The sequence below is a fragment of the Achromobacter sp. CSND-B12 genome (genome assembly GCF_052906545.1).
This window is the reverse complement of the sequence record NZ_JBREGJ010000001.1, coordinates 1,593,467-1,615,602: the sequence shown is the minus strand read 5'-3', so window position 1 is coordinate 1,615,602 and position 22,136 is coordinate 1,593,467. Positions and strand designations below refer to the sequence as shown.

At 67.9% G+C, this 22,136-nt stretch carries 20 protein-coding genes; 12 read left to right on the top strand and 8 right to left on the bottom strand.

Translation table 11 applies throughout. The annotated features are described in order from the left end of the window. Positions 1-14 precede the first annotated feature (14 nt). The 7 genes from ACUTAG_RS07480 to ACUTAG_RS07450 all read left to right on the top strand — a co-directional run bounded on the left by ACUTAG_RS07480 (position 15) and on the right by ACUTAG_RS07450 (position 7,385). Entirely contained in the window at positions 15-2,279 is a 2,265-nt protein-coding gene (locus ACUTAG_RS07480) for a DNA polymerase III subunit gamma/tau (RefSeq protein WP_446650085.1), read from the top strand. A 45-nt stretch (positions 2,280-2,324) separates the two neighbouring features. After that, positions 2,325-2,651, top strand: a complete 327-nt coding sequence (locus ACUTAG_RS07475) for a YbaB/EbfC family nucleoid-associated protein (protein ID WP_006385500.1) — start codon at positions 2,325-2,327, stop codon at positions 2,649-2,651. Positions 2,652-2,718: 67 nt separating this feature from the next. After that, positions 2,719-3,327 carry a recombination mediator RecR gene (recR, locus tag ACUTAG_RS07470; protein WP_006385499.1) on the top strand — a complete coding sequence of 203 codons (609 nt, stop codon included), beginning with the start codon at positions 2,719-2,721 and terminating at the stop codon, positions 3,325-3,327. A 96-nt stretch (positions 3,328-3,423) separates the two neighbouring features. Beyond that, positions 3,424-4,713 (top strand): CaiB/BaiF CoA transferase family protein, encoded by a 1,290-nt coding sequence (locus ACUTAG_RS07465; protein WP_006385498.1) that lies wholly within the window; start codon positions 3,424-3,426, stop codon positions 4,711-4,713. Then, positions 4,694-5,734, top strand: a complete 1,041-nt coding sequence (locus ACUTAG_RS07460) for an ABC transporter substrate-binding protein (protein ID WP_020926770.1) — start codon at positions 4,694-4,696, stop codon at positions 5,732-5,734. The genes ACUTAG_RS07465 and ACUTAG_RS07460 overlap by 20 nt, the downstream gene beginning before the upstream one ends. Further along, the gene (locus tag ACUTAG_RS07455) at positions 5,727-6,539 is read left to right on the top strand and encodes an ABC transporter ATP-binding protein (RefSeq protein ID WP_148319212.1); all 813 of its coding nucleotides are present in this window, start codon (positions 5,727-5,729) and stop codon (positions 6,537-6,539) included. Before ACUTAG_RS07460 ends, ACUTAG_RS07455 begins: the two co-directional genes overlap by 8 nt. Positions 6,540-6,590: 51 nt before the next feature. After that, positions 6,591-7,385 (top strand): ABC transporter permease, encoded by a 795-nt coding sequence (locus ACUTAG_RS07450; protein WP_020926772.1) that lies wholly within the window; start codon positions 6,591-6,593, stop codon positions 7,383-7,385. Positions 7,386-7,429: 44 nt separating this feature from the next. Here ACUTAG_RS07450 and ACUTAG_RS07445 read toward each other — a convergent pair whose 3' ends face one another. From ACUTAG_RS07445 to ACUTAG_RS07430, 4 genes are read right to left on the bottom strand one after another with little or no spacing between them, the layout of a single operon-like run. After that, positions 7,430-8,005, bottom strand: coding sequence for a biliverdin-producing heme oxygenase (locus ACUTAG_RS07445; RefSeq protein WP_020926773.1), 576 nt, complete (start codon positions 8,003-8,005; stop codon positions 7,430-7,432). Next, the gene (locus ACUTAG_RS07440; RefSeq protein ID WP_020926774.1) at positions 8,002-8,652 is read right to left on the bottom strand and encodes a hypothetical protein; all 651 of its coding nucleotides are present in this window, start codon (positions 8,650-8,652) and stop codon (positions 8,002-8,004) included. The genes ACUTAG_RS07445 and ACUTAG_RS07440 overlap by 4 nt, the downstream gene beginning before the upstream one ends. Positions 8,653-8,659: 7 nt before the next feature. Next, on the bottom strand, positions 8,660-9,025 hold the full coding sequence (locus tag ACUTAG_RS07435; RefSeq protein WP_020926775.1) for a response regulator: 366 nt from the start codon (positions 9,023-9,025) through the stop codon (positions 8,660-8,662). Further along, positions 9,022-11,229: an ATP-binding protein gene (locus ACUTAG_RS07430; RefSeq protein WP_148319210.1), complete on the bottom strand. Its 2,208-nt coding sequence runs from the start codon at positions 11,227-11,229 to the stop codon at positions 9,022-9,024. The genes ACUTAG_RS07435 and ACUTAG_RS07430 overlap by 4 nt, the downstream gene beginning before the upstream one ends. Positions 11,230-11,395: 166 nt before the next feature. Here ACUTAG_RS07430 and ACUTAG_RS07425 point away from each other — a divergent pair, with 166 nt between their 5' ends. Beyond that, positions 11,396-11,923: a carboxymuconolactone decarboxylase family protein gene (locus tag ACUTAG_RS07425; protein WP_020926777.1), complete on the top strand. Its 528-nt coding sequence runs from the start codon at positions 11,396-11,398 to the stop codon at positions 11,921-11,923. Positions 11,924-11,964: 41 nt separating this feature from the next. Here ACUTAG_RS07425 and tal read toward each other — a convergent pair whose 3' ends face one another. Next, complete coding sequence (gene tal, locus ACUTAG_RS07420; RefSeq protein ID WP_006385489.1) at positions 11,965-12,918, bottom strand: transaldolase; 954 nt, start codon at positions 12,916-12,918, stop codon at positions 11,965-11,967. A gap of 223 nt (positions 12,919-13,141) precedes the next feature. On the opposite strand from tal, the gene carA reads away from it, so the two are divergent. The 4 genes from carA to ACUTAG_RS07400 all read left to right on the top strand — a co-directional run bounded on the left by carA (position 13,142) and on the right by ACUTAG_RS07400 (position 19,355). Beyond that, positions 13,142-14,296: a glutamine-hydrolyzing carbamoyl-phosphate synthase small subunit gene (gene carA / locus ACUTAG_RS07415; protein ID WP_006385488.1), complete on the top strand. Its 1,155-nt coding sequence runs from the start codon at positions 13,142-13,144 to the stop codon at positions 14,294-14,296. Between the two features lie 10 nt (positions 14,297-14,306). Then, entirely contained in the window at positions 14,307-17,549 is a 3,243-nt protein-coding gene (carB, locus tag ACUTAG_RS07410; RefSeq protein ID WP_020926778.1) for a carbamoyl-phosphate synthase large subunit, read from the top strand. Positions 17,550-17,597: 48 nt separating this feature from the next. Beyond that, the gene (gene lpxO, locus ACUTAG_RS07405; protein WP_020926779.1) at positions 17,598-18,494 is read left to right on the top strand and encodes a lipid A hydroxylase LpxO; all 897 of its coding nucleotides are present in this window, start codon (positions 17,598-17,600) and stop codon (positions 18,492-18,494) included. 87 nt (positions 18,495-18,581) lie between these two features. Further along, positions 18,582-19,355: an SDR family oxidoreductase gene (locus ACUTAG_RS07400; protein ID WP_006385485.1), complete on the top strand. Its 774-nt coding sequence runs from the start codon at positions 18,582-18,584 to the stop codon at positions 19,353-19,355. A gap of 52 nt (positions 19,356-19,407) precedes the next feature. On the opposite strand, the gene ACUTAG_RS07395 is transcribed toward ACUTAG_RS07400, so the two are convergent. Genes ACUTAG_RS07395 through ACUTAG_RS07385 form a run of 3 tightly spaced genes read right to left on the bottom strand, consistent with a single transcriptional unit; the run spans position 19,408 to position 22,120 of the window. After that, positions 19,408-20,052, bottom strand: a complete 645-nt coding sequence (locus ACUTAG_RS07395) for a histidine phosphatase family protein (RefSeq protein ID WP_006385484.1) — start codon at positions 20,050-20,052, stop codon at positions 19,408-19,410. Positions 20,053-20,101: 49 nt separating this feature from the next. After that, a complete protein-coding gene (locus ACUTAG_RS07390) occupies positions 20,102-21,010 on the bottom strand; it encodes a LysR family transcriptional regulator (RefSeq protein WP_047993222.1) in 909 nt (302 codons plus the stop codon). Positions 21,011-21,034: 24 nt separating this feature from the next. Continuing rightward, positions 21,035-22,120 (bottom strand): ABC transporter ATP-binding protein, encoded by a 1,086-nt coding sequence (locus ACUTAG_RS07385; protein WP_026384023.1) that lies wholly within the window; start codon positions 22,118-22,120, stop codon positions 21,035-21,037. Positions 22,121-22,136 lie beyond the last annotated feature (16 nt).

Below are 22,136 nucleotides of genomic sequence, written 5' to 3'. Positions count from 1 at the left end.
TCTACAATCCCGCCATGACTTATCTGGTACTGGCCCGCAAGTGGCGGCCGCGATCGTTCGATACCCTCGTGGGACAGGATCACGTGGTGCGCGCGCTGACGCATGCGCTCGACACCCAGCGCCTGCATCACGCCTGGCTGTTCACCGGCACCCGCGGCGTCGGCAAGACCACGCTGTCGCGCATCCTGGCCAAATCGCTCAACTGCGAAACCGGCATCACCTCCAAGCCCTGCGGCGTCTGTCGCGCCTGCACCGAGATCGATGCCGGCCGTTTCGTCGACTATCTCGAACTGGACGCGGCCTCGAACCGCGGCGTCGAGGAAATGACCCAGCTGCTGGAGCAGGCCGTCTACGCGCCGGGCGCGGGCCGCTTCAAGGTCTACATGATCGACGAAGTGCACATGCTCACCGGGCACGCGTTCAACGCGATGCTCAAGACGCTGGAAGAGCCGCCGCCGCACGTCAAATTCATCCTCGCCACCACCGACCCGCAGAAGATCCCGGTCACGGTGCTGTCGCGCTGCCTGCAATTCAATCTGAAGCAGATGCCGGCCGACTCCATCGTGGGCCACCTGCAGGCGGTGCTGGGCGAAGAGCAGGTCGGCTTCGAAGTGCCGGCCCTGCGCCTGATCGGCCAGGCCGCGTCGGGTTCCATGCGCGATGCGTTGTCGCTGACCGACCAGGCCATTGCCTACAGCGCCGGCAACCTGACCGAAGACGCCGTGCGCGGCATGCTCGGCACCATCGACCAGCGCCACCTGGTGCGCCTGCTGGACGCGCTGTCCACCGGCGACGCCAAGGGTGTGCTGGCGGTGGCCGACGAACTCGCCACGCGCGGCCTGTCGTACGCCGGCGCGCTGGCCGACCTGGCGGTGCTGCTGTCACGCGTCGCCATCGAGCAACGCGTGTCCGGCGTGACGCCGGCCGAGGATCCGCTGGTGGCCGACATCGCCCGCCTGGCGCAGACCCTGCATCCCGACGCGGTGCAACTGTTCTACTCGGTGGCGGTGCACAGCCGCGGCGAACTGACGCTGGCGCCGGACGAGTACGCCGGTTTCATCATGGCGTGCCTGCGCATGCTGGCGCTCAACGGTGACGCCGGTCCGCAGACCGCCATCGAGGCCCCCGCCACGCCGGCCCGCCAGACGGCCGAACCCGCCGTGGCCGCCGCGCAGCCGCCGCATGCGGCGCCGGTCGCCGCCGCTCCTGCGGTGGAACGGCCCGCGCAGGCGGCGCAACCGGCGGCACCCGCGCCATCCGTGCCTGTGAGCGCGCCGCAAGCGAACGTCGCGCCGGTTCCGGCCGCCGCGCCTGCGCCGATGGCCGCGGCGCCTGTCACCGCGCCCGCCGCACCTGTCGCGCCCGCCCAGCCGGCCGCTGCCAGCGTGCCGCCTTGGGAAGACGCTCCCGCCGCCGCGGATGCCGCCCAGGCCGCCGCAGCCACTGCCCAGCCGGCGTCCCCCGCGAATGCCGCAGCCGCAGGCGCTCCGGCCAAGACGGCATTGCCCAGCGCCGCTCCCGCCGTCGCGCAAGCGCCCGCCCCGCATGCCCCCGCCACGGACACTCCTGCCGTCTCCGCGGCCCCGGTGCCCGCCAAGTCGGCCCCGCTGGCCGTGACGCCCGCGGCCGCCGCGGTCGCGCCGGCCGCCGATGACGACGGTCCGCCGTCCTGGGTCGATGAGGAAATCCCGTTCGAGGCCGAAGGCGGCTTCGTGCCTGATGCTGGCTTCGCGCCCGACGGCGGCTTCACGTCCGACCCCGACGACGATTTCGAAACGCTGGCCAGCGCGCCATCGTCCGCGCCCGCGCCTTCCGCGGCGCCGGCCCGGCGCGAAGGCCCGGCCCCGGCCCGCAAGCGCCAGTCGCGCGCGCGCCTGGCCGACATGACCTCCGCCGCCTGGCCCGAACTGGCCGCGCGCCTGCCGGTCACCGGCCTGGCCGCCGAACTGGCGCGCCAGAGCGAATGGGCCGGCGTGCAGGGCGATGCCATCATCCTGCGCGTGGCCGTCAAGACGCTGGCCGAAAGCGAAAGCCGCGTGCGCCTGCAGACGGTGCTGTGCGAACACTTCGGCCAGGGCATCCGGCTGGACGTGGACGTCGGCGCGGTCGGTGAAGCCACGGCCCACGCCGTGGCCCAGGCCGAACGCGCGGCGCGCCAGCAGGCCGCCGAGGACGCGGTCGCCGTCGATCCCTTCGTGCAGGCGCTGGTGGCGGACTTCGGCGCCCATGTCGTGGCCGGTTCGATCCGCCACGTCGACTCTCCTTCCGCCGCCGCGTAACGCGCCGGCAAATCCCTACATTCCCTCGTTCAAGGAAGCTCCATCATGATGAAAGGACAACTGGCCGGCCTGATGCGCCAGGCGCAGCAGATGCAGGAAAACATGAAGAAGGCGCAGGACGCGCTGGCCGAGATCCAGGTCGAAGGCGCCTCCGGCGGCGGCCTGGTCAAGGTCACCATGACCTGCCGCCACGACGTCAAGCGCGTCGAGATCGATCCGTCGCTGCTGGCCGACGACAAGGACATGCTGGAAGACCTGGTCGCCGCCGCCTTCAACGACGCGCTGCGCAAGGCCGAGGCCACCTCCCAGGAAAAGATGGCGTCCGTCACCGCCGGCATGCCGCTGCCCCCGGGCATGAAGCTGCCGTTCTGATCGAACGTTCCGGCCGCCGCCGCCCCGGGCGGCGCGGCCTTTGCCGTCCGCAAGTTGCCGTCGTGTCATGGACCCTCTACTGCCCGAACCCGAACCGCTGGTCTCGCTGATCGAGGCGCTGCGGCGCCTGCCCGGCGTGGGTGTGCGTTCCGCGCGACGCATGGCCTATCACCTGTTGCAGCACGATCCCCAGGGCGCCGATATGCTCGGACGCGCGCTGGCGGGCGCGGTGCGCGATCTGCGCCATTGCTCGCGCTGCAACAGCTTCGCCGAAGAGGATGTGTGCGCGACCTGCGCCAATCCCAAGCGCGATCCCTCGCTGCTGTGCATCGTCGAGACGCCGGCCGATCAGAACATGATCGAGTCCAGCCACGGCTACCGCGGCTTGTACTACGTGCTGATGGGTCGGGTGGCGCCGCTGGAGGGCATCGGCCCGCGCGAACTGGATTTCGACCGGGTCATACGCCGCGCCACCGACGGCGTGGTGCAGGAGGTCATCCTGGCCACCAACTTCACCGCCGAAGGCGAGACCACCGCGCATTTCCTGGGCGAGGCCCTGGGCGAGCGTGGCCTGCGGGTCACGCGCCTGGCGCGGGGCGTGCCGGCCGGCAGCGAGCTGGAATACGTGGACGCCGGCACCATCGCCTGGGCGCTGATGGAGCGCAAGACCACCTGACACGCCCCACAATAGCGCGCCGGCAATGTACCGGCGGGCATTGGAAAAACGGCCCGCCCGCGCCGGCGCGGCCTCCACGAGAGGAAGACAACCAACATGTCAGCCCTGACCGGCCTGAAGGTCCTGGAACTCGGCACGCTCATCGCCGGCCCGTTCGCCGCGCGCATCTTCGGCGAATTCGGCGCCGACGTCATCAAGGTGGAAACGCCGCACGGCCCCGACGGGACCGGCGGCGGCGACCCCATTCGCAGCTGGCGCCACCTGCACGAAGGCAATTCGCTGTGGTGGACCGTGCAGGCCCGCAACAAGCAATCCATCGCCCTCAACCTCAAGCATCCCGAGGCTCGTGAAATCGCCCGCAGGCTGGCGCTGGACGCAGACGTGGTGGTCGAGAACTACCGTCCCGGCGTGCTGGAGAAGTGGGGCCTGGGCTATGAACAGCTGCGCGCCATCAATCCGGCGCTGATCATGGTGCGCCTGTCCGGCTATGGCCAGACCGGCCCGATGAAGGACCAGCCGGGCTTCGGCGCCATCGGCGAATCCATGGGCGGCCTGCGCTACGTGTCCGGCCACCCGGACCGCCCGCCGCTGCGGGTCGGCATCTCGATCGGCGATTCGATCGCCGCGCTGCATGGCGTGATCGGCGCGATGATGGCGCTGCGCCACCGCGACGCCACCGGCGGCCGCTGGAACGGCGTGCAGGGCGAAGGGTGCCAGGCGGGACAGGGCCAGATGGTCGACGTCGCCCTGTACGAGGCCGTGTTCAACATGATGGAAAGCCTGGTGCCCGAGTATGACGTGGCCGGCGTGGTGCGCGAACGCACCGGCGGCGCGTTGCCCGGCATCGTGCCGTCCAATACCTACACCACGCGCGACGGCCAGAACATCGTCATCGCCGGCAACGGCGATGCGATCTTCCACCGCCTGATGCTGGCCATCGGCCGCGACGACCTGGCCTCGGATCCGGACCTGGTGCGCAACGACGGCCGCGCCCGCCGCGTCGCCGAGATCGATGGCGCCATCCAGCAATGGTGCGATGGCCGCGGCATCGAGGAGGCGCTCAACACCCTGAAGGCGGCCGACGTGCCGGTCGGCAAGATCTACAGCGTGGCCGACATGTTCACGGATCCGCAGTTCCTGGCGCGCCGCATGATCGAACAGCACCACTTCGCCGACGGCAGTCCGGTCAAGCTGCCGGCGGTGGTGCCCAAGCTCTCGGAAACCCCGGGCGGCACCCGCTGGATCGGTCCGTCATTAGGGGAACATACCGAGGAAGTCCTGAAATCGCTGGGGTATGATTCAGCGGCTATCGACAAGCTGGCGCAGACCGGCGCTATCGGTATCCCCGCACCCAAGGAGACAACACATGTCAGTCACACGTCGTGATCTGCTCAAGATGGCCGGCGCCGCCGGTGTCATGGGCATGGCCCCCGCCATCGTGCGCGCCCAGAAGCTGGAAAAGACCAAGGTCCAGATCGCCGTGGGCGGCAAACCCCTGATCTACTACCTGCCGCTGTCCATCGCCGAGGCGCGCGGTTACTTCAAGGACGAGGGCCTGGACGTCTCCATCGCCGACTTCGCCGGCGGTTCCAAGGCCCTGCAGGCCGTGGTGGGCGGCAGCGCCGACGTGGTTTCGGGCGCCTTCGAGCACACGCTGTCGATGCAATCGAAGGGCCAGGCCTACCGCGCCTTCGTGCTGCAGGGCCGCGCACCGATGATCGGCGTGGGCGTGTCCAAGAAGAACCTGCCCAATTACAAGGGCCCCGCCGACCTCAAGGGCAAGAAGATCGGCGTGACCGCGCCGGGCTCGTCCACCAACATGGTGGTCAGCTTCTTCCTGGCCAAGCACGGCCTGAAGGCTTCGGACGTGTCGATCATCGGCGTGGGCGCTGGCGCCGGCGCGGTGACCGCGCTGCGCAGCGGCCAGATCGACGCCATCTCCAACACCGACCCGGTGGTGTCGATGCTGGAAATGCCGGGCGACATCCAGATCATCGTCGACACCCGCACGCTCAAGGACACGCAGGACATCTTCGGCGGCAACATGCCCGCGGGCTGCCTGTATGCGCCGCAGGCGTTCATCGACGCCAATCCCAATACCGTGCAGGCGCTCACCAACGCCATGGTGCGCGCCGACAAGTGGATCCAGAAGGCAGGCCCGGACGAGATCGCCAAGGTCGTGCCCGAGACCTACCTGCTGGGCGACCCGGCGGTGTACAAGGCCGCCATCGGCAAGAGCCTCGAAGGCCTGTCGCCTGACGGCCTGATCCCCGAGGACGGCGCCGCCACCGCGCTCAAGGCCCTGGCCGCCTACCAGGCGGACTTCGACGGCGCCAAGATCGATCCGTCCAAGGTCTGGACCAACGACTTCGCGCGCCGCGCCAACGAGAAGTACCCCAATGGCTGAAGCCGCGCTTTCGCTGGAAAACATCAGCTGCACCTTCGTCTCCCGCGACGACCGCTCGCAGCGCTACACCGCCGTCAGCGACACCAGCCTGGCCATCGCGCCGGGCGAGTTCGTGTCGGTGGTGGGGCCGACGGGCTGCGGCAAGTCCACCCTGCTCAACGTCAGCGCCGGCCTGCTGGCGCCGTCGTCGGGGCAGGTCAACGTGTTCGGCCAGCCGCTGTCGGGCATCAATTCGCGTGCTGGCTACATGTTCCAGGGCGAGGCGCTGCTGCCCTGGCGCAGCGCGCTCGACAACGTGGTGGCCGGGCTGGATTTCGCCGGCGTGCCGCGTGTCGAGGCCCTCGAGCGCGGCCGCGACTGGATGCGCCGCGTCGGCCTGGGCGGCTTCGAGAGCCGCTATCCGCATCAGATGTCCGGCGGCATGCGCAAGCGCGCCATGCTGGCGCAGACGCTGATCCGCGATCCCGACATCATCCTGATGGACGAGCCGTTCTCGGCGCTCGACATCCAGACGCGCCAGCTGATGGAAAACGAGGTCCTGGACCTGTGGATGGCCAAGCGCAAGGCGGTGCTGTTCATCACCCATGACCTGGATGAAGCCATCGCCATGAGCGACCGCGTGGTGGTGCTGTCGGCCGGGCCGGGCACGCATCCGATCGGCGAATTCGCCATCGACCTGCCGCGTCCGCGCGACGTGGCCGAGGTGCGCAACAACCTGCGCTTCGTCGAACTGCACGCGGCCATCTGGGCCGTGCTGCGCGAGGAAGTGCTCAAGGGCTACGCCCAACAACAGAAGCGGGCCTGAGGCCGTGCCTGATCCCGGCCACGCCCGCTTCCCCATGAACAGGCCCTGACCATGTCCAAGTCGTTCAAACCAGGCTCCGCCAGCCTGCGCTTCTGGCAGTTGCTGCTGCTGGTCGTCATCCTGGGCGTGTGGCACTTTGCCTCGCGCGATCCCAAGGTGGCGTTCTTCTTCGGCGAACCCCTCAAGGTGTGGGGCCGCATCTGGGCCTGGTTCGTCACCAACGCCGACATCTACACCCACCTGTGGGTCACGCTGACCGAAACCGTGCTGGCCTTCTTCATCGGCACCATCGCCGGCCTGGCCTTCGGCCTGTGGCTGGGGCTTTCGCCACGCGCCAGCGCGATTCTCGATCCCTACATCAAGGCGGCCAATTCGATGCCGCGCGTGATCCTGGCGCCGATCTTCGGCATGTGGTTCGGGCTTGGCATCTGGTCCAAGGTGGCGCTGGCGGTGACGCTGGTGTTCTTCATCGTCTTCTTCAACGTCTACCAGGGCGTGCGCGAGGTCAGCCCGACCCTGCTCGACAATGCCCGCATGCTGGGCGCGCGCCAGCGCCAGCTGCTGCGCCACGTCTACCTGCCGTCGGCCACAAGCTGGGTGTTCTCGAGCCTGCACACCTCGGTGGGCCTGGCCTTCGTCGGCGCGGTGGTCGGGGAATACCTGGGCTCGGCCAGCGGGGTCGGCTACCTGATCCTGCAGGCCGAAGGCACCTTCGACGTCAATACGGTTTTCGCGGGCATCGTGGTGCTGACGGCGTTCGCGCTGGTACTCGACTACATTGTCGGGATCGGTGAAAAGCGCCTGATGAAGTGGCAGCCGAAGTCGGGCGAAACAGAAAAGATCTGAGCCGCTTCCGGTCTGCCGCGCGGGCTGGTCCCGGGGGGGGGGCGCTAGCCTGCAGCCCGCAGGGCACGCTGTTCGCGCAGCCAGGCGGCCAGGCTGTCGAAGGCATCCTGCGCGCCACGCAGCGCCTGCGTTTCGTGACCTTGGGCCGCCTCGTCCAGGTGCAGCAGGAACCCCTTCCACAGCGGCCCGACGTCGTCGCCGTAGCCGCGCAGGTAGCCTAGCGGCAGCGGCGGCGCCAGCGTCTCGAGCCGCTTGGCCAGGAAGCGTCCTCCCAGTTGCGAACCTTCCACCACGTACGCCACGCCCAGCGCATAGGCGTCGGCCGCCCGCGGGCGCGGCGCATCAGGGCATTGCGGAACCGGCGCGCTGTCGCCCGCCGCCCGCAGGTCGGCGCGGATCAGCGCGCTCTTGCCGTCCCTGTCTTCGGCCCGCAGCGCGGCGGGCCAGTCCAGTTGCCACAGCCGGTTTTCGACCGGTTCAAGCCAGCCCAGCATGGCGCGCAGATACGCCACATAGCGGGCCGGACTGACGTTGCCATCGGCCAGCGCCAGTCCCTGATCCAGGGCCTCGTGGCGGTCGCGGGTGCCATCGCGCAGGAATTGGTGCACCGGGGAGATCATGCGGGTTCCTTGCCCGAGGCGGCGCGGTGCAACGACCAACTCTGCGGCTGCCGCTCGAAGCGCCAGCCTGAGTCGGCGGCCAGCCATTCGATGTCCCGCGTGTCGAACAGCGCGGCTCCGTCCGGCGCCTGCGCGGGCACGGTGAAGCGGGCATGCCATGCCGATGGGTCGGCCGTGTCAAGCTCCACTTCGGCGCCTTCAGGCAGCCAGGCCACCAAGCACAGCAGCCAGGCCATGAGCAGATAACGGCTGGTGAAAGCGGGCAGTTCGAGCGCGCCCGGGTCCTCGGGCCAGCGGACCCGGCGCTTGGACCACATCAATTGCGAGAACAGCAGCTTGCGGCATTCCTTGAGCAGCGTCGCCAGCGGCAGCGTCGCGCCGTTGTCGCTGAACCACTGGTCCAGGTCGCGGATCACGCTGACGCTGTCTTCCAGCATGTCGTTGAGGTCTCCGGCCAGCCGTTCGCAGCGCTGCTGCCGTGCCTCGGCATCCGCGTCTTCAGGCGCGTGGCTCAGCATGGCCGCCGCCAAGGTGGCATTCGATAGCGGCGCGATGGCCTCGTGGCGCAGCACCGGGAATATCTGCGCCAGCACCTTCAGCCGTACGCCTTGCGCGGCCAGCGCCTGGGCGGATATATCGACTTGCATGGCGATGTCAGCCCGCCTGGCGCAGCACGGTCAGCAGCGCATCGGGGTCGGCAGGCTTTTCGATCCAGCCATCGAACAGGGCGGAGGCGTCTTCGTGCCGTTCATGCCGCGCCAGGCCGCTCAGGGCGTAGATGCGCGATGACACATTGCGCTCGCGCAGCCGGCGGGCCAGCTCGTAGCCGTCCATGTCGGGAAGCAGGATGTCAACCAGTACTGCTTCGGGGGCGAACGTGGCGGCCTGCCGCAGCGCGTCTTCGCCGGTACCCGCGCAGCGCGCCTCCAGGCCGGACAGCGCCAGGAATTCGGCCAGCAGTTCCGAGCCCATTTCATTGTCGTCAACCAGCAGGACGCGTAGGGCGCGCTCGTCGTTCAAGGGATGTCTCCAGATTCGGGGACCCGCGGCGCATCCTGGTCGCGCGGCAGGGTAACGGTGAAAATGACCAGGCCGTCGCGGCAGTCGACGGCGATCTCGCCCTGGTGGTCGCGCACCACCTGTTCGGCGATGTACAGGCCGAGCCCGAGGCCGTTGCGGTTGCGCGAATGGCCCAGGGATTCGGGCTTGAAGGGTGAGAACAGGTGCGCCATGACGTCGTCGGGGATCGGCGCGCCATGGTTGGCCACGGTAAGTTCGATGGTGTCGCCACGCGGCATCGCGCTGACGTGGATCGGCATGCGCGGCGCGCCATGCTGGCGGGCGTTGCTCATCAGGTTGGTGACCACCTGGGCGATGCGGTCGGTGTCGGCCGTCAGCACCAGGTCGGGGTGCACGTCCGGCTCGATGAGCAGGCCGGGATAGGCCTGGCGCTTTTCCTCGATCAGGCCGTTCAAGAGGTCGGACAGGCGGCATTCGCGCTTTTCGATGCCTAACCCCATGCCGCCCTGCAGCCGGGAAAGATCCAGCACCTGCGAGATCAGCCGCTGCATGCGTCCGCTGGAATAGCGGATGCGCTCGCCCATGCGCGCGCCGGCGTCGGTCCGCGAAAGCAGCGTGGCCGCCATGGAAATCGATTGCAGCGGATCGCGCAGGTCATGGCCCAGCATCGCCAGCAGCGCGGTGCGGGCGCGGTCGACGTCGGCGGCGCGGCTGGTGGCAATGTGCGACAGCTCGTCGCGCAAGTTGTCGGCCGCCTCGAGTTCGGCCGGCAGCCAGGGCGGGCTGGTGTCGCGCATGACCTCGCGCCAGGCCTCGAACGAGCCGCGCGGGGTCAGGCGCGGCCCCAGGTTGCCCACCGCGTATTGCTTTTCGGGTTTGCCGCCCCACACCACGGTCTCGATCTGTTCGCGCCGCAACCAGATCAGCCAGCCGTTGTTCATGGGATCGAACTTGCACGCCAGCAGGCCCGCATAGGGCACCAGGTCGGTCTGCAGCTCGGGATAGTCGCGCGCGATGTGGTTGGTGTGGACCAAACGTTGCCCGCTCTGGTCCAGCGCGCACAGGATGCCGGCAAGTTCGCCGCGCGGCGCGATGCCCCCGAACACCGTGACGCTGTTGCCCCACAGGCACAGCGCGGCGTCGTTGGCGATCAGCGAGGCGGGCGTTTCCGGCCCGCCGGAAAGGGCCTGGTGGATGTTTTCGGAATCCGATGCGCGCTCGGTCAACCGGCTGACCAGCGCGACATTGCGCCGTGTTTGCGCGGCGCGGTCGTTGCCTTCGATGGTCGCCAGCGCCGCGGACAGCACCTGTGTCAGCGCCTCGCAGGCCAGCCGGGCCGGGTAGGGGACCAGGCGCGGCGAATGGTGGTGGCACGCGATCATGCCCCAGAGCCTGCCGCCGATCACCAGCGACAGGCTCATGGTGGCGCGCACGCCCATGTTTGCCATGTATTCCAGATGCACCGGCGATACGCTGCGCAGCACCGAGAAGCTCATGTCGAGCGGCGCGTCGATGCCGTCCTGCGCCAGCACCCGCACCGGCTGGTACTGGCCGTCGGCGATCTGGCGCAAAGTATTCACGGTGTACAGGCGACGCGCCTGGGCCGGAATGTCGCCGGCGGGATAGCGGCGCCCGACCCAGCCTTCGAGCGCGGGATCGCCGCGCCGCTCGGCCACGATCTCGCCGCTGTCGTCGGGATGGAAGCGATAGGCCATGACGCGGTCGAAGCCGGTGGCGCGTTGTACCTCTTGGACGGCGCGCTCCAGCAGGCCGGCGATGTCGCGCTGCGCCCGCACGCGCTCGATGCTGCGGTAGATCAGCGCGGGATCGGCGATGCCGGCGTCGTTGCCGCGGCGCTCGAGTTCGATCAGCGTCAGGTCGTCGGTGTTGCGGTGGGCGATGACGTCGTAGGCGTGCCCGTCCAGCGAGATGCTGAGCGGATCGAAGACGGGATCGTCCTGGGACAGCCAGCCCGGCAGGTTCCGCGCCAGGCCCGGCGGCGGCGAAGCCGGATCGCAGCGATAGCCCAATGCGACCGGCATCCCGAGCACCTGCGGGGCGTTTTCGCTGGCGTAGCGCAACACGCCCGCGGCATCGAAGGCAAGCAACGCGCCCAGGGGCTGGATCGCGCCCGGGACGTGAATCGGTTCGCTGTCGCAGTTCGCGAGCGTGACAGGCGGATGGGACTGGGGTGGCGCATTCATTCTAGGCTTGTCCTGGAGGTGCGCAATGTGTTGTCATTATGTCAAAGTTCTTGCGAATGTGTGCATATGCAGCGTCGGGGATTTTGGCGCGCGCCGCCTCGTTTTTTGGACGTCCACCATCCCTCTGGCCGTTTGGCGCAAGCGGCCGGATTATTCCGGAGTTTCCATGGCGCGTCTTCCCTACGCCGATCTGTCCCATCCCGAAGCGCGACCCCTGGTCGACCGTATCGTCGCCGAGCGCGGCAGCGTGCTGCACTTGTACCAGATGTTGCTGCACAGCCCGGCCGTGGCCGGCGGCTGGCTCAACTACCTGACCTCGATCCGGCAGTTGTCGACCCTGCCGGGCGACATCCGCGAATTGGTGATCATGCGGGTGGCGGCGATCAACGGCGCGCCCTACGAGGCCGACCAGCATGCGCCGATCGCGCTGAAAGAGGGCGTGTCACAAGCCCAGCTGGACGCCTTGCCCGACTGGGAGGCGTCGACCCTGTTCAGCGAGCGCGAGCGCGCGGTGCTGGCCTACACCGATGCCATGACGCGCCACGTGCAGGTGCCCGAGCCGGTGTTCCAGGCGGCTCGCGCCGCCATGGGATCGGAAAAGCTGATCGTGGAATTGACCGCCACCGTGGCGGCCTACAACATGGTGTCGCGCTTCCTGGAAGCGCTGCAGGTGCATTCGCACGATCACCGCTGAAGCGCGGCCCGGCCGTGGCCGCCGGGCCGGTGCCGGCGGTCTCAGGCGCGCTGCGCTTCGATCAGCGCGTCCAGCTTGATGGCATCGGCCACGAAGGCGCGGATGCCTTCGGCCAGCTTGTCGCTGGCCATGGCGTCGTCGTTGAGCTGGGTGCGGAAGGCCACTTCGCCCGACGCGATGCGGGCGATATCGCCGCCCGCCGCATCGGCGCGCAACTGCGCCGGCGCGTCGCCCTCGGTCTGCGACAACTGGGTCAGCAGCTCGGGGCTGATGGTCAGCAGGTCGCAGCCCGACAGCGCCAGGATCTGGCCGACGTTGCGAAAGCTCGCGCCCATGATCTCGGTGGCGATGCCGAAACGCTTGTAGTAGTGATAGATGCGGGTCACCGACTGCACGCCGGGGTCGCGCGCGCCGGCGTGGTCGGCTTCGACCCAGGCGGCGCCGGCGGCCTTCTTGTGCCAGTCGTAGATGCGGCCGACGAAGGGCGAGATCAATTGCACCTGGGCGTCGGCGCAGGCCACCGCCTGCGGCAGCGAGAACAGCAGCGTCAGGTTGCAGCGCACGCCCTCGGCTTGCAGCGCGCGGGCCGCCTGGATGCCTTCCCAGGTGGACGCGATCTTGATCAGCACGCGCTCGCGCGGCACGCCGGCGGCTTCGTACAGCGCGATCAGGGCGCGGGCGCGCTCGATGGTGGCGCGGGTGTCGAACGACAGGCGCGCGTCCACTTCGGTCGAGACGCGGCCGGGCACGATATCCAGGATGGCGCGGCCAAAGGCGACCAGCAGCCGGTCCATCAGCTCGGCGGTGGGCGCGCCGCGGTGGTCGCGGGCGGTCTTTTCGAGCAGCGGGCGGTAGGCGTCCTGCTGGACAGCCTTCAAAATTAGGGACGGGTTTGTGGTGGCGTCGGTGGGACGCAGCGCCTTCATTGCCTCGAAATCGCCGGTGTCGGCGACAACGGTGGTGTGATTGCGCAGGGCGTCAAGTTGGCTGGACATGGACAATACGGCTCGCAGCATCAGGGGTTGAAGGTGCTTTAGCGTATCACCGAGCCGCCGACGGCGCTGTCACCGTTGGTATGGCAAAGGAGGGGCACGGCCGGCCCGCCGCGGCGGCTGAAATCTCCGATCTCAGCCTTATTTGGCGCGGTTCCCCGGGAAAAACGCCCGCTCAAGGTATAATTCCAAGGTTTGATTATCGATTCTAAAACCGGGGTTTACTGTGCTGCCGCAACTCTTTCCCGAGGGGATCAACCGCTTCCCTCCTGCAATTCTGGCTCTGGCGGACGGTACCATTTTTCGAGGCGTGTCGATCGGTGCGCCTGGCCATACCGTCGCCGAAGTGGTGTTCAACACCGCGATGACCGGGTACCAGGAAATTCTCACCGATCCCAGCTATAGCGGCCAGATCGTCACGCTGACCTATCCGCACATCGGCAACACCGGCGTCAACGCCGAGGACGTCGAAGCCAACCGCGTCTACGCCGCCGGCCTGGTGGTGCGCGACTGTCCCGCCCGCGTGTCGAACTTCCGTTCCACGCAATCGCTGCCCGAGTACCTGTCCGAGCAGGGCATCGTCGCCATTTCCGGCATCGATACCCGCAAGCTGACCCGCATCCTGCGTGAAAAGGGCGCCCAGGGCGCCTGCATCTTCGTCGGATCGGACGCCGACCGCGCCGTCGAACTGGCCCGCGGCTTTGCCGGCATGGCCGGCCAGGACCTGGCCAAGGTCGTCTCCATCAAGGACAGCACCACCTGGACCCAGGGCACCTGGCAGCTGGGCGAAGGCTACACCCAGCCCGACCAGTCCAAGTTCCATGTCGTTGCCTACGACTTCGGCATCAAGTCCAACATCCTGCGCCTGTTGGCCGACCGCGGCTGCCGCCTGACGCTGGTGCCGGCCCAGACCAGCGCCGAGGAAGTGCTCAAGCTCAACCCCGACGGCGTGTTCCTGTCTAACGGCCCCGGCGACCCCGAGCCCTGCGACTACGCCATCGACGCCACCCGCGTGTTCCTGGACAAGAAGCTGCCGGTGTTCGGCATCTGCCTGGGCCACCAGATCATGGGCCTGGCCGTCGGCGGCAAGACGCTCAAGATGAAGACCGGCCACCACGGCGCCAACCACCCGGTGCAGGACCTGGCGTCCAAGCGCGTGTTCATCACCAGCCAGAACCACGGTTTCGCGGTCGACGCGGCCAGCCTGCCGGCCAATGCGCGCGTCACGCACGTCTCGCTGTTCGACGGCACGCTGCAGGGCTTCGAGCTCACCGACCGTCCGGCCTTCTGCTTCCAGGGCCACCCCGAAGCCAGCCCCGGTCCGCACGACATCCTGGAGCTGTTCGACAAGTTCATCAGCCTGATGTCCGGCCAAAAGTAAAGATTGCATCATGCCCAAGCGTACAGACCTAAAAAGCATTCTCATCATCGGCGCCGGCCCCATCATCATCGGGCAGGCCTGCGAATTCGACTATTCCGGCGCGCAAGCGTGCAAGGCGCTCAAGGCCGAGGGTTACCGCACCATCCTGGTGAACAGCAACCCCGCCACGATCATGACGGATCCGGAAACGGCCGACGTCACCTACATCGAGCCCATCACCTGGCAAGCCGTCGAAAAGATCATCGAGCGTGAAAAGCCCGATGCGCTGCTGCCCACCATGGGTGGCCAGACCGCGCTGAACTGCGCGCTCGACCTGGCCCACCACGGCGTGCTGAAAAAGCACAACGTCGAACTGATCGGCGCCAACGAGCACGCCATCGAGAAGGCCGAAGACCGCCAGAAGTTCAAGCAGGCCATGACCGACATCGGCCTGGAATCGGCCAAGTCGGGCGTTGCCCACAGCATGGACGAAGCCTGGGAAGTGCAGCGCCGCATCGCCGCGGAAGTCGGCACCTCGGGCTTCCCCGCCGTGATCCGCCCCAGCTTCACCATGGGCGGCTCGGGCGGCGGCATCGCCTACAACGCCGAAGAATTCGAAACCATCTGCCGCCGCGGCCTGGAAGCCTCGCCCACCAGCGAGCTGCTGATCGAAGAGTCGCTGCTGGGCTGGAAGGAATTCGAGATGGAAGTGGTCCGCGACAAGGCTGACAACTGCATCATCGTCTGCTCCATCGAGAACCTGGACCCCATGGGCGTGCACACCGGTGACTCCATCACCGTGGCGCCGGCCCAGACGCTGACCGACAAGGAATACCAGATCATGCGTAACGCATCGATCGCGGTGTTGCGCGAGATCGGCGTGGACACGGGCGGCTCGAACGTGCAGTTCGCGGTCAACCCCAAGAACGGCCGCATGATCGTCATCGAGATGAACCCGCGCGTGTCGCGTTCGTCGGCGCTGGCGTCCAAGGCCACCGGTTTCCCCATCGCCAAGGTCGCCGCGCGCCTGGCCGTGGGCTACACGCTGGACGAGCTCAAGAACGAAATCACCGGCGGCGCCACGCCCGCCTCGTTCGAACCGTCGATCGACTACGTGGTCACCAAGGTGCCGCGTTTCGCCTTCGAGAAATTCCCCACCGCCGACGCGCGCCTGACCACCCAGATGAAGTCCGTGGGTGAAGTCATGGCCATCGGCCGCACCTTCCAGGAATCGTTCCAGAAGGCGCTGCGCGGCCTGGAAGTCGGCGTCGACGGCCTGAACCAGAAGACCACCGACCGCGAGAAGCTGCAGGTCGAGCTGGGCGAACCCGGTCCGGAACGCATCTGGTATGTGGGCGACGCCTTCGCGCAAGGCTTCACGCTGGACGAAGTGCACAACATCACGCACATCGACCCCTGGTTCCTGTCGCAGATCAAGGAAATCGTCGACATCGAGCTGGCGCTCGAACAGAAGACGCTGTCCGACCTGGACCACGCCACCCTGTGGGAACTGAAGCGCCGCGGTTTCTCCGACCGCCGCCTGGCGTTCCTGCTGGACACCGTGGAATCCGAGGTGCGCAAGCTGCGTCATCAGCTGAACGTGCGCCCGGTCTACAAGCGCGTGGACACCTGCGCCGCCGAATTCGCCACCCGCACGGCCTACATGTACTCGACCTACGAGGAAGAGTGCGAAGCCGCGCCCACCGACCGCAAGAAGATCGTGGTGCTGGGCGGTGGCCCGAACCGCATCGGCCAGGGCATCGAGTTCGACTACTGCTGCGTGCACGCCGCGCTGGCGCTGCGCGACGACGGGTACGAGACCATCATGGTCAACTGCAACCCGGAAACCGTCTCCACGGACTATGACACCTCCGACCGCCTGTATTTCGAGCCGCTGACGCTGGAAGACGTGCTGGAAATCGTCCACAAGGAAAATCCGGTCGGCATGATCGTCCAGTACGGCGGCCAGACCCCGCTGAAGCTGGCGCGCGCGCTGGAGGCCAACGGCGTGCCGATCATCGGCACCAGCCCGGAATCCATCGATATCGCCGAAGACCGCGAGCGCTTCCAGAAGCTGCTGAACAAGCTTGGCCTGCGCCAGCCGCCCAACCGCACGGCCCGCACGGAAGCCGAGGCCCTGGCCCATGCCGCCGAGATCGGCTACCCGCTGGTGGTTCGCCCCAGCTACGTGCTGGGCGGCCGCGCCATGGAAATCGTGCACGAGCAGCAGGACCTCGAACGCTACATGCGCGAGGCCGTGAAGGTCAGCAATGACTCGCCCGTGCTGCTGGACCGCTTCCTGAACAACGCCACCGAAGTCGACGTGGACTGCCTGGCCGACGGCGAAACCGTCTTCATCGGCGGCGTCATGGAACACATCGAGCAGGCCGGCGTGCACTCGGGCGACTCCGCCTGCAGCCTGCCGCCGTACTCGCTGTCGGCTGACGTCATCGCCGAGATCAAGCGCCAGACCGGCATGATGGCCAAGGCGCTGAACGTCAGCGGCCTGATGAACGTGCAGTTCGCCATCCAGGGTGGCGACGTCTACGTGCTGGAAGTGAACCCGCGCGCCTCGCGCACGGTGCCCTATGTGTCCAAGGCCACCGGCCTGCAACTGGCCAAGATCGCCGCGCGCGCCATGGCCGGCCAGACGCTGGCGGCCCAGGGCATCACCCGCGAAGTGGTGCCGCCTTACTTCTCGGTCAAGGAAGCTGTGTTCCCGTTCGTGAAGTTCCCTGGCGTGGACACCATCCTCGGCCCGGAAATGAAGTCGACCGGCGAAGTCATGGGCGTGGGCACCAGCTTCGGTGAAGCCTTCGTCAAGTCGCAGCTGGCCGCCGGCGTGCGCCTGCCGGAATCCGGCACGGTGTTCATCAGCGTCAAGAACCAGGACAAGCCCCGCGCCGTGGAAGTGGCGCGCGGCCTGCACGCCCTGGGCTTCAAGCTGGTGGCAACCCGCGGCACCGCCGCCGAGATCGAAGCGGCCGGCATCCCGGTGCAGTTGGTCAATAAGGTCACCGAAGGCCGTCCGCACATCGTCGACATGGTCAAGAACGGCGAGATCTCGCTGGTCATCAACACTGTCGAGGAACGCCGCAACGCCATCGCCGACTCGCGCACCATCCGCACCCAGGCGCTGGCGGCGCGTGTGACCTTCTTCACCACCATCGCCGGCGCCCGCGCGGCCGTCGAAGGCATGCAGTATCTGCGCCAGGGCCTCGGCCTGCAGGTTTACCCGCTGCAGGAACTTCACGCATCTTTATTGGACAAATAGTGCTTGGGCGCGCAGGGGGCGCGCCTCAAGTGAATCAAGGACAAAAGAATGAAGTGGTTCATTCTGGCGTTATTCGTAGTATGCGCCACGGTAGTTCACTACCGTGGTCGCGTCCGGCACAAGTTCTCGCGGCAGGCGTTGGATCATTCCACCTTCACCGCGCCGCTGAACTGCTTCATGTACGCATTCTCCAGCGTGCCCAACAAGCCCTATCTCGACCTGGACCAGTTCCCGGAACTGAAGGTCTTGCTGGACCGCTGCGACGAAATCCGGGCCGAGGCCGTCAACCTTTATGGCGACGGCCACATCAAGGCCTCGGACAAGTACAACGACGCGGGCTTCAACTCGTTCTTCAAGACGGGCTGGAAGCGCTTCTACCTGAAGTGGTACGACGCCGACCATCCGTCGGCCGAGGCCCTCTGCCCGGTCACGACCAAGCTGCTGGCGGGCATCCCGACCATCAAGGCCGCCATGTTCGCCTCGCTGCCGCCGGGCAGCCGGCTGCCGCGCCATCGTGATCCCTACGCCGGTTCGCTGCGTTTCCACATGGGCCTGATCACGCCGAACAGCCCCGACTGCTACATCAACGTCGACGGCCAGGAATACTACTGGCGCGACGGCGAGGCGGTCGTGTTCGACGAGACCTTCATCCATTACGCCGAAAACAAGACCGACCAGAACCGGATCATCCTGTTCGCGGACGTCGAGCGTCCCATGCGCTATCGCTGGGCCCAGGCGTTCAATCGCGTGGTCGGCGGTTTCCTGCTGCGCGCGGCCGCCGCGCCCAACCAGGAAGGCGACGCCACCGGCGGCATCAACCGCATCTTCGGCGCGGTCTACGCCGTGCGCCGCTTCGGCAAGGCGCTCAAGAAAAAGAGCAAGCCGCTGTACTACCTGTCCAAGTGGGCGCTGGTGGCGGCGATCTTCGCGCTCATCTTCCTGTAAACCCGGCGCCAGCGTTCCTGTAGCATAGCGGGCGGAGCCTCTCATCCGGGAGGCTCCGCTTTTTTACATCCGACCGGGGCCACCTTCATGGACAGGGTTTTCATCACCGGCGCCAGCAGCGGCCTGGGCCGCGCCCTGGCACGACGCTACGCCGCCAGCGGCGCCACGCTCGGCCTGCTGGGCCGGCGCGAAGACGCGCTGCGGGAACTGGCCGACAGCCTGCCCGGCCAGCATCGCTGCTACGCCGTGGACGTGCGCGACCGCCAGGCGCTGCATGCCGCCGCGCAGGATTTCATCGCCTTCTGCCAGGGGCGGGTGGACGTGGTCATCGCCAGCGCCGGCATCAGCGCCGGCACCCTGACGGGGCATCACGAGGACTATGAGGTCTTCAAGGCCATCGTCGATACCAACCTGCTGGCGACCGTGGCGACCTTCGAACCCTTCGTCGAGCCGATGCGCGCGACGGGCGGCGGCCGGCTGGTCGGCATCGCCAGCGTCGCCGGCGTGCGCGGGCTACCGGGCGCGGGCGCCTACAGCGCCTCCAAGTCGGCGGTGGTGACCTACTGCGAAAGCCTGCGGCTGGAACTGGCGGGCGACGGCATCCGTGTCGTCACCATCGCGCCGGGCTACATCAAGACCGCGATGACGGCGCACAATCCGTACAAGATGCCGTTCCTGATGGACGCCGACAAGTTCGCGCAGCGCGCCCAGGCGGCGATTGGGCGCGGCACCACGTACACGGTGATTCCCTGGCAGATGGGCGTGGTGGCGAAACTGATGCGCCTGCTGCCCAACGCGGTCTACGACCGGCTGGCGCGCAACGCGCCGCGCAAGCCGCGCAAGGCGGACAAAGCCGGCTGAGCCGCAGGGCGACAGCGGCCAGGGCGTCAGGACGACACCCTGGCGCCGGCCGTCACGGCACGACGTCGTCGCCGACCTCGGCGGCCACGTGGCCCACGTCCCCCCAATCCAGCACTTGCCACTGGCGGCCGCGCACGCCGACCCGGTTGATGCTGACGTTCAGCAATGCCGCGTCGCGCGGCGCATTCAACGGCACGCCGCTGGCATGGCGCCAGATGATGTCCAGCACGCCGCCGTGGGTGAACATCAGGATGCGTTCGCCGTCATGGCGGCTGGCCACGTCATCCACCGTGGAGATGACGCGCGACTGGAATTGGCCCAGCGTTTCGCCGCCGTCCAGCGCGCGCAGCGGATCGCGGCTGCGCCAGGCGGCCGCGGCTTCCGGCGCCAGCGCGTCGATGCGTTCCAGGTCCAGCCCTTCGAGCACGCCGAAGCCGCGTTCGCGGATGCCGGGCTCGACCCGCACGCGCAGGTCCAGTTGTTCCGACACCGGCGTGGCGGTGGCATGGGCGCGTTGGAGGTCGCTGCTGTAGATGGCGTGGATCGGCGTGCTGCGGGCGTCTTCACGCAGGCGCGAGGCCAACAAACCGGCCTGGTTGCGGCCGAATTCGTTCAAGGGGATGTCTTGCCAGCCCTGCAGGCGGCGCTGGCGGTTCCAGTCGGTTTCGCCGTGGCGGATGAACCAGATTTCAGTCATTGCGGTGTCGATACGGTGGGGAAGGGCGCGGGTGGCGGACCGACCCGGCTCAGAGCGGCTCGGGCGCGACGGGCGCGCGCGGCTTCCAGATGGCTTGAATCACCGAGCTTAACGCGACCAGCGCGGGCTCGCTAGCGCGTTCATAGGGCAGGATGAAACCCAGCATGGCATCGGCCCGCGCCTGGCCCCACACCATGAAATCGCCCGAGGCCGCGCCGGCCAGCGCGGTTTCCTCGCGCAGCAGCGCGCAACCGGCGCCGGCCCGCACCAGCGCTTCCAGGTTGGCCTGGTCGTCGTTCTGCATGGCGATGCGCGGCGACAGACCGTGGCGCTCGAACATGTCGCGCAACAGCAGGTGGGTGTGGCTGCCGGCCGGGCCGTCCAGCCACGGCAATTGCGCCACCTCGCGCCAGCCGCCGCGCTTGAGCACGGCGGCATGTTCGGTCGGCAGCGCGATGCGATAGCGCACGCTGCGCAGCGGCAGCCACAGCACGCCGCGCGGCGGGTGCGCGGCGATGGTCAACGCCGCCGGCAGCCGGCCGGTGCTGACCTGCTCGGCGAGCACGGCGGTGGGCTGGATCTGCGTCTTCAGTTCGATCAGCGGCAGCCGCTGCGTGATGGCCGCCGCCAGCTCGCCCAGCCGCAGGAAGTCAGGCTTCTCGCTGGGCAGGCCCAGTTCCACCACGCCCTGCAGGCTGCCTTGCAGTTGCTGCGCCTCGGACTTGAATTGCGCGCCCAGCACCAGCAGCGATTCGGCCGTGGGCAGCAGCATCTCGCCGGCCTTGGCCAGGGCGAGCCGTCCGCCGCTGCGGTCGAACAACGCCACGCCCAGGCTCTGTTCCAGCGCCTTGATCTGCGCGGTGACGGCGGGTTGGGTCAGCGACAGCGCTTCGGCGGCCCGCGTCAGGTTGCCCAGGCGGGCGACGGTGACGAAGGCGCGGATCTGATAGATTTCCATGCCGCCTTTGTAGGGGAAGCCGGCTCAGGCGGCAAGCAGCCGTACTTGCGTCGGCTCCAACCCGATCGACACCGGCGCGCCCACCGGGAACGGCGACAGTCCCGCCAGGTGCGACTGATCGGCCGTCAGGCGCTGTTCGCCGATCTGCACCTGGTAGCGGGTGAACTCGCCCAGGAACTCGCTGCTTTCCACCACGCCCGGCAGCCACACGTAGCGCGCGTCGCCCAACCCGTCGGCCATTTCGATCTGCACCGTGTGCGGCCTGAAGCTGGCCGCCAGCCGCTGCGCCGCGGGCGCTTCGGCCGCCAGCGGCAGGTGCAGGTCGCCCACGCCGTCCACCGCCAGCACCACGCTGCCGCTGGTGCGCTCGCGCACCTCGCCCTCCAGCACGTTCATGGTGCCGACGAAGTTGGCCACGAAGCGGTTCACCGGATAATCGAACAGCGTGCTGGGGGCGCCGATCTGCTGCACTACGCCGTGGTCCAGCACCGCCATGCGGTCGGCGGTGGTCATGGCTTCTTCCTGGTCGTGGGTGACGAAGATGGTGGTGATGCCGAGCCGCCGCTGCAGGCTCAGCAGGTCCTGCCGCATCTGCACGCGCAGCTTCTTGTCCAGGTTGGACAGCGGCTCGTCCAGCAGCAGCACCTGCGGCTCGATCACGATGGTGCGCGCCAGCGCCACGCGCTGCTGCTGGCCGCCGGACAGTTGGTTGGGGCGGCGGCGCGCGTATTGCGACAGGCCCACCAGTTCCAGCGCGGCCTCGACCTTGGCGCGGATCTGCTCGCGCGGCAGCTTGCGCTCGACCAGCCCGAACGCCACGTTGTCCCACACGGTCATGTGCGGCCACAGCGCATAGTTCTGGAACACCATGCCGATGTTGCGGTCCCATGGCGGGATGGCGCTGATGTCCTTGCCGTCCACCAGCAACTGGCCGGCGTCCTGCCGGTTGAAGCCCGCGATCAGGCGCAGCAGGGTGGACTTGCCCGAGCCCGACGGCCCCAGCAGGGCGAAGAACTCGCCCGGCTCGATGTGGATGTTGACGTCCTTGAGCACTTCGGTTTTGCCATACGACAGCCGGATGTTGCGGCATTCAACGCTGACTTTCTTCATGTCGATTCCCCTTTGT

What these genes read in the sequence shown, in the direction of transcription:
- ACUTAG_RS07460 (WP_020926770.1), top strand. Translation starts at nt 4,694, where the DNA reads ATGTCAGTCACACGTCGTGATCTGCTCAAGATGGCCGGCGCCGCCGGT.
- ACUTAG_RS07475 (WP_006385500.1), top strand. Translation starts at nt 2,325, where the DNA reads ATGATGAAAGGACAACTGGCCGGCCTGATGCGCCAGGCGCAGCAGATG.
- ACUTAG_RS07430 (WP_148319210.1), bottom strand. Translation starts at nt 11,229, where the DNA reads ATGAATGCGCCACCCCAGTCCCATCCGCCTGTCACGCTCGCGAACTGC.
- ACUTAG_RS07445 (WP_020926773.1), bottom strand. Translation starts at nt 8,005, where the DNA reads ATGATCTCCCCGGTGCACCAATTCCTGCGCGATGGCACCCGCGACCGC.
- ACUTAG_RS07440 (WP_020926774.1), bottom strand. Translation starts at nt 8,652, where the DNA reads ATGCAAGTCGATATATCCGCCCAGGCGCTGGCCGCGCAAGGCGTACGG.
- tal (WP_006385489.1), bottom strand. Translation starts at nt 12,918, where the DNA reads ATGTCCAGCCAACTTGACGCCCTGCGCAATCACACCACCGTTGTCGCC.
- ACUTAG_RS07465 (WP_006385498.1), top strand. Translation starts at nt 3,424, where the DNA reads ATGTCAGCCCTGACCGGCCTGAAGGTCCTGGAACTCGGCACGCTCATC.
- carB (WP_020926778.1), top strand. Translation starts at nt 14,307, where the DNA reads ATGCCCAAGCGTACAGACCTAAAAAGCATTCTCATCATCGGCGCCGGC.
- ACUTAG_RS07390 (WP_047993222.1), bottom strand. Translation starts at nt 21,010, where the DNA reads ATGGAAATCTATCAGATCCGCGCCTTCGTCACCGTCGCCCGCCTGGGC.
- ACUTAG_RS07480 (WP_446650085.1), top strand. Translation starts at nt 15, where the DNA reads ATGACTTATCTGGTACTGGCCCGCAAGTGGCGGCCGCGATCGTTCGAT.
- ACUTAG_RS07385 (WP_026384023.1), bottom strand. Translation starts at nt 22,120, where the DNA reads ATGAAGAAAGTCAGCGTTGAATGCCGCAACATCCGGCTGTCGTATGGC.
- recR (WP_006385499.1), top strand. Translation starts at nt 2,719, where the DNA reads ATGGACCCTCTACTGCCCGAACCCGAACCGCTGGTCTCGCTGATCGAG.
- ACUTAG_RS07425 (WP_020926777.1), top strand. Translation starts at nt 11,396, where the DNA reads ATGGCGCGTCTTCCCTACGCCGATCTGTCCCATCCCGAAGCGCGACCC.
- ACUTAG_RS07450 (WP_020926772.1), top strand. Translation starts at nt 6,591, where the DNA reads ATGTCCAAGTCGTTCAAACCAGGCTCCGCCAGCCTGCGCTTCTGGCAG.
- ACUTAG_RS07455 (WP_148319212.1), top strand. Translation starts at nt 5,727, where the DNA reads ATGGCTGAAGCCGCGCTTTCGCTGGAAAACATCAGCTGCACCTTCGTC.
- ACUTAG_RS07395 (WP_006385484.1), bottom strand. Translation starts at nt 20,052, where the DNA reads ATGACTGAAATCTGGTTCATCCGCCACGGCGAAACCGACTGGAACCGC.
- ACUTAG_RS07400 (WP_006385485.1), top strand. Translation starts at nt 18,582, where the DNA reads ATGGACAGGGTTTTCATCACCGGCGCCAGCAGCGGCCTGGGCCGCGCC.
- lpxO (WP_020926779.1), top strand. Translation starts at nt 17,598, where the DNA reads ATGAAGTGGTTCATTCTGGCGTTATTCGTAGTATGCGCCACGGTAGTT.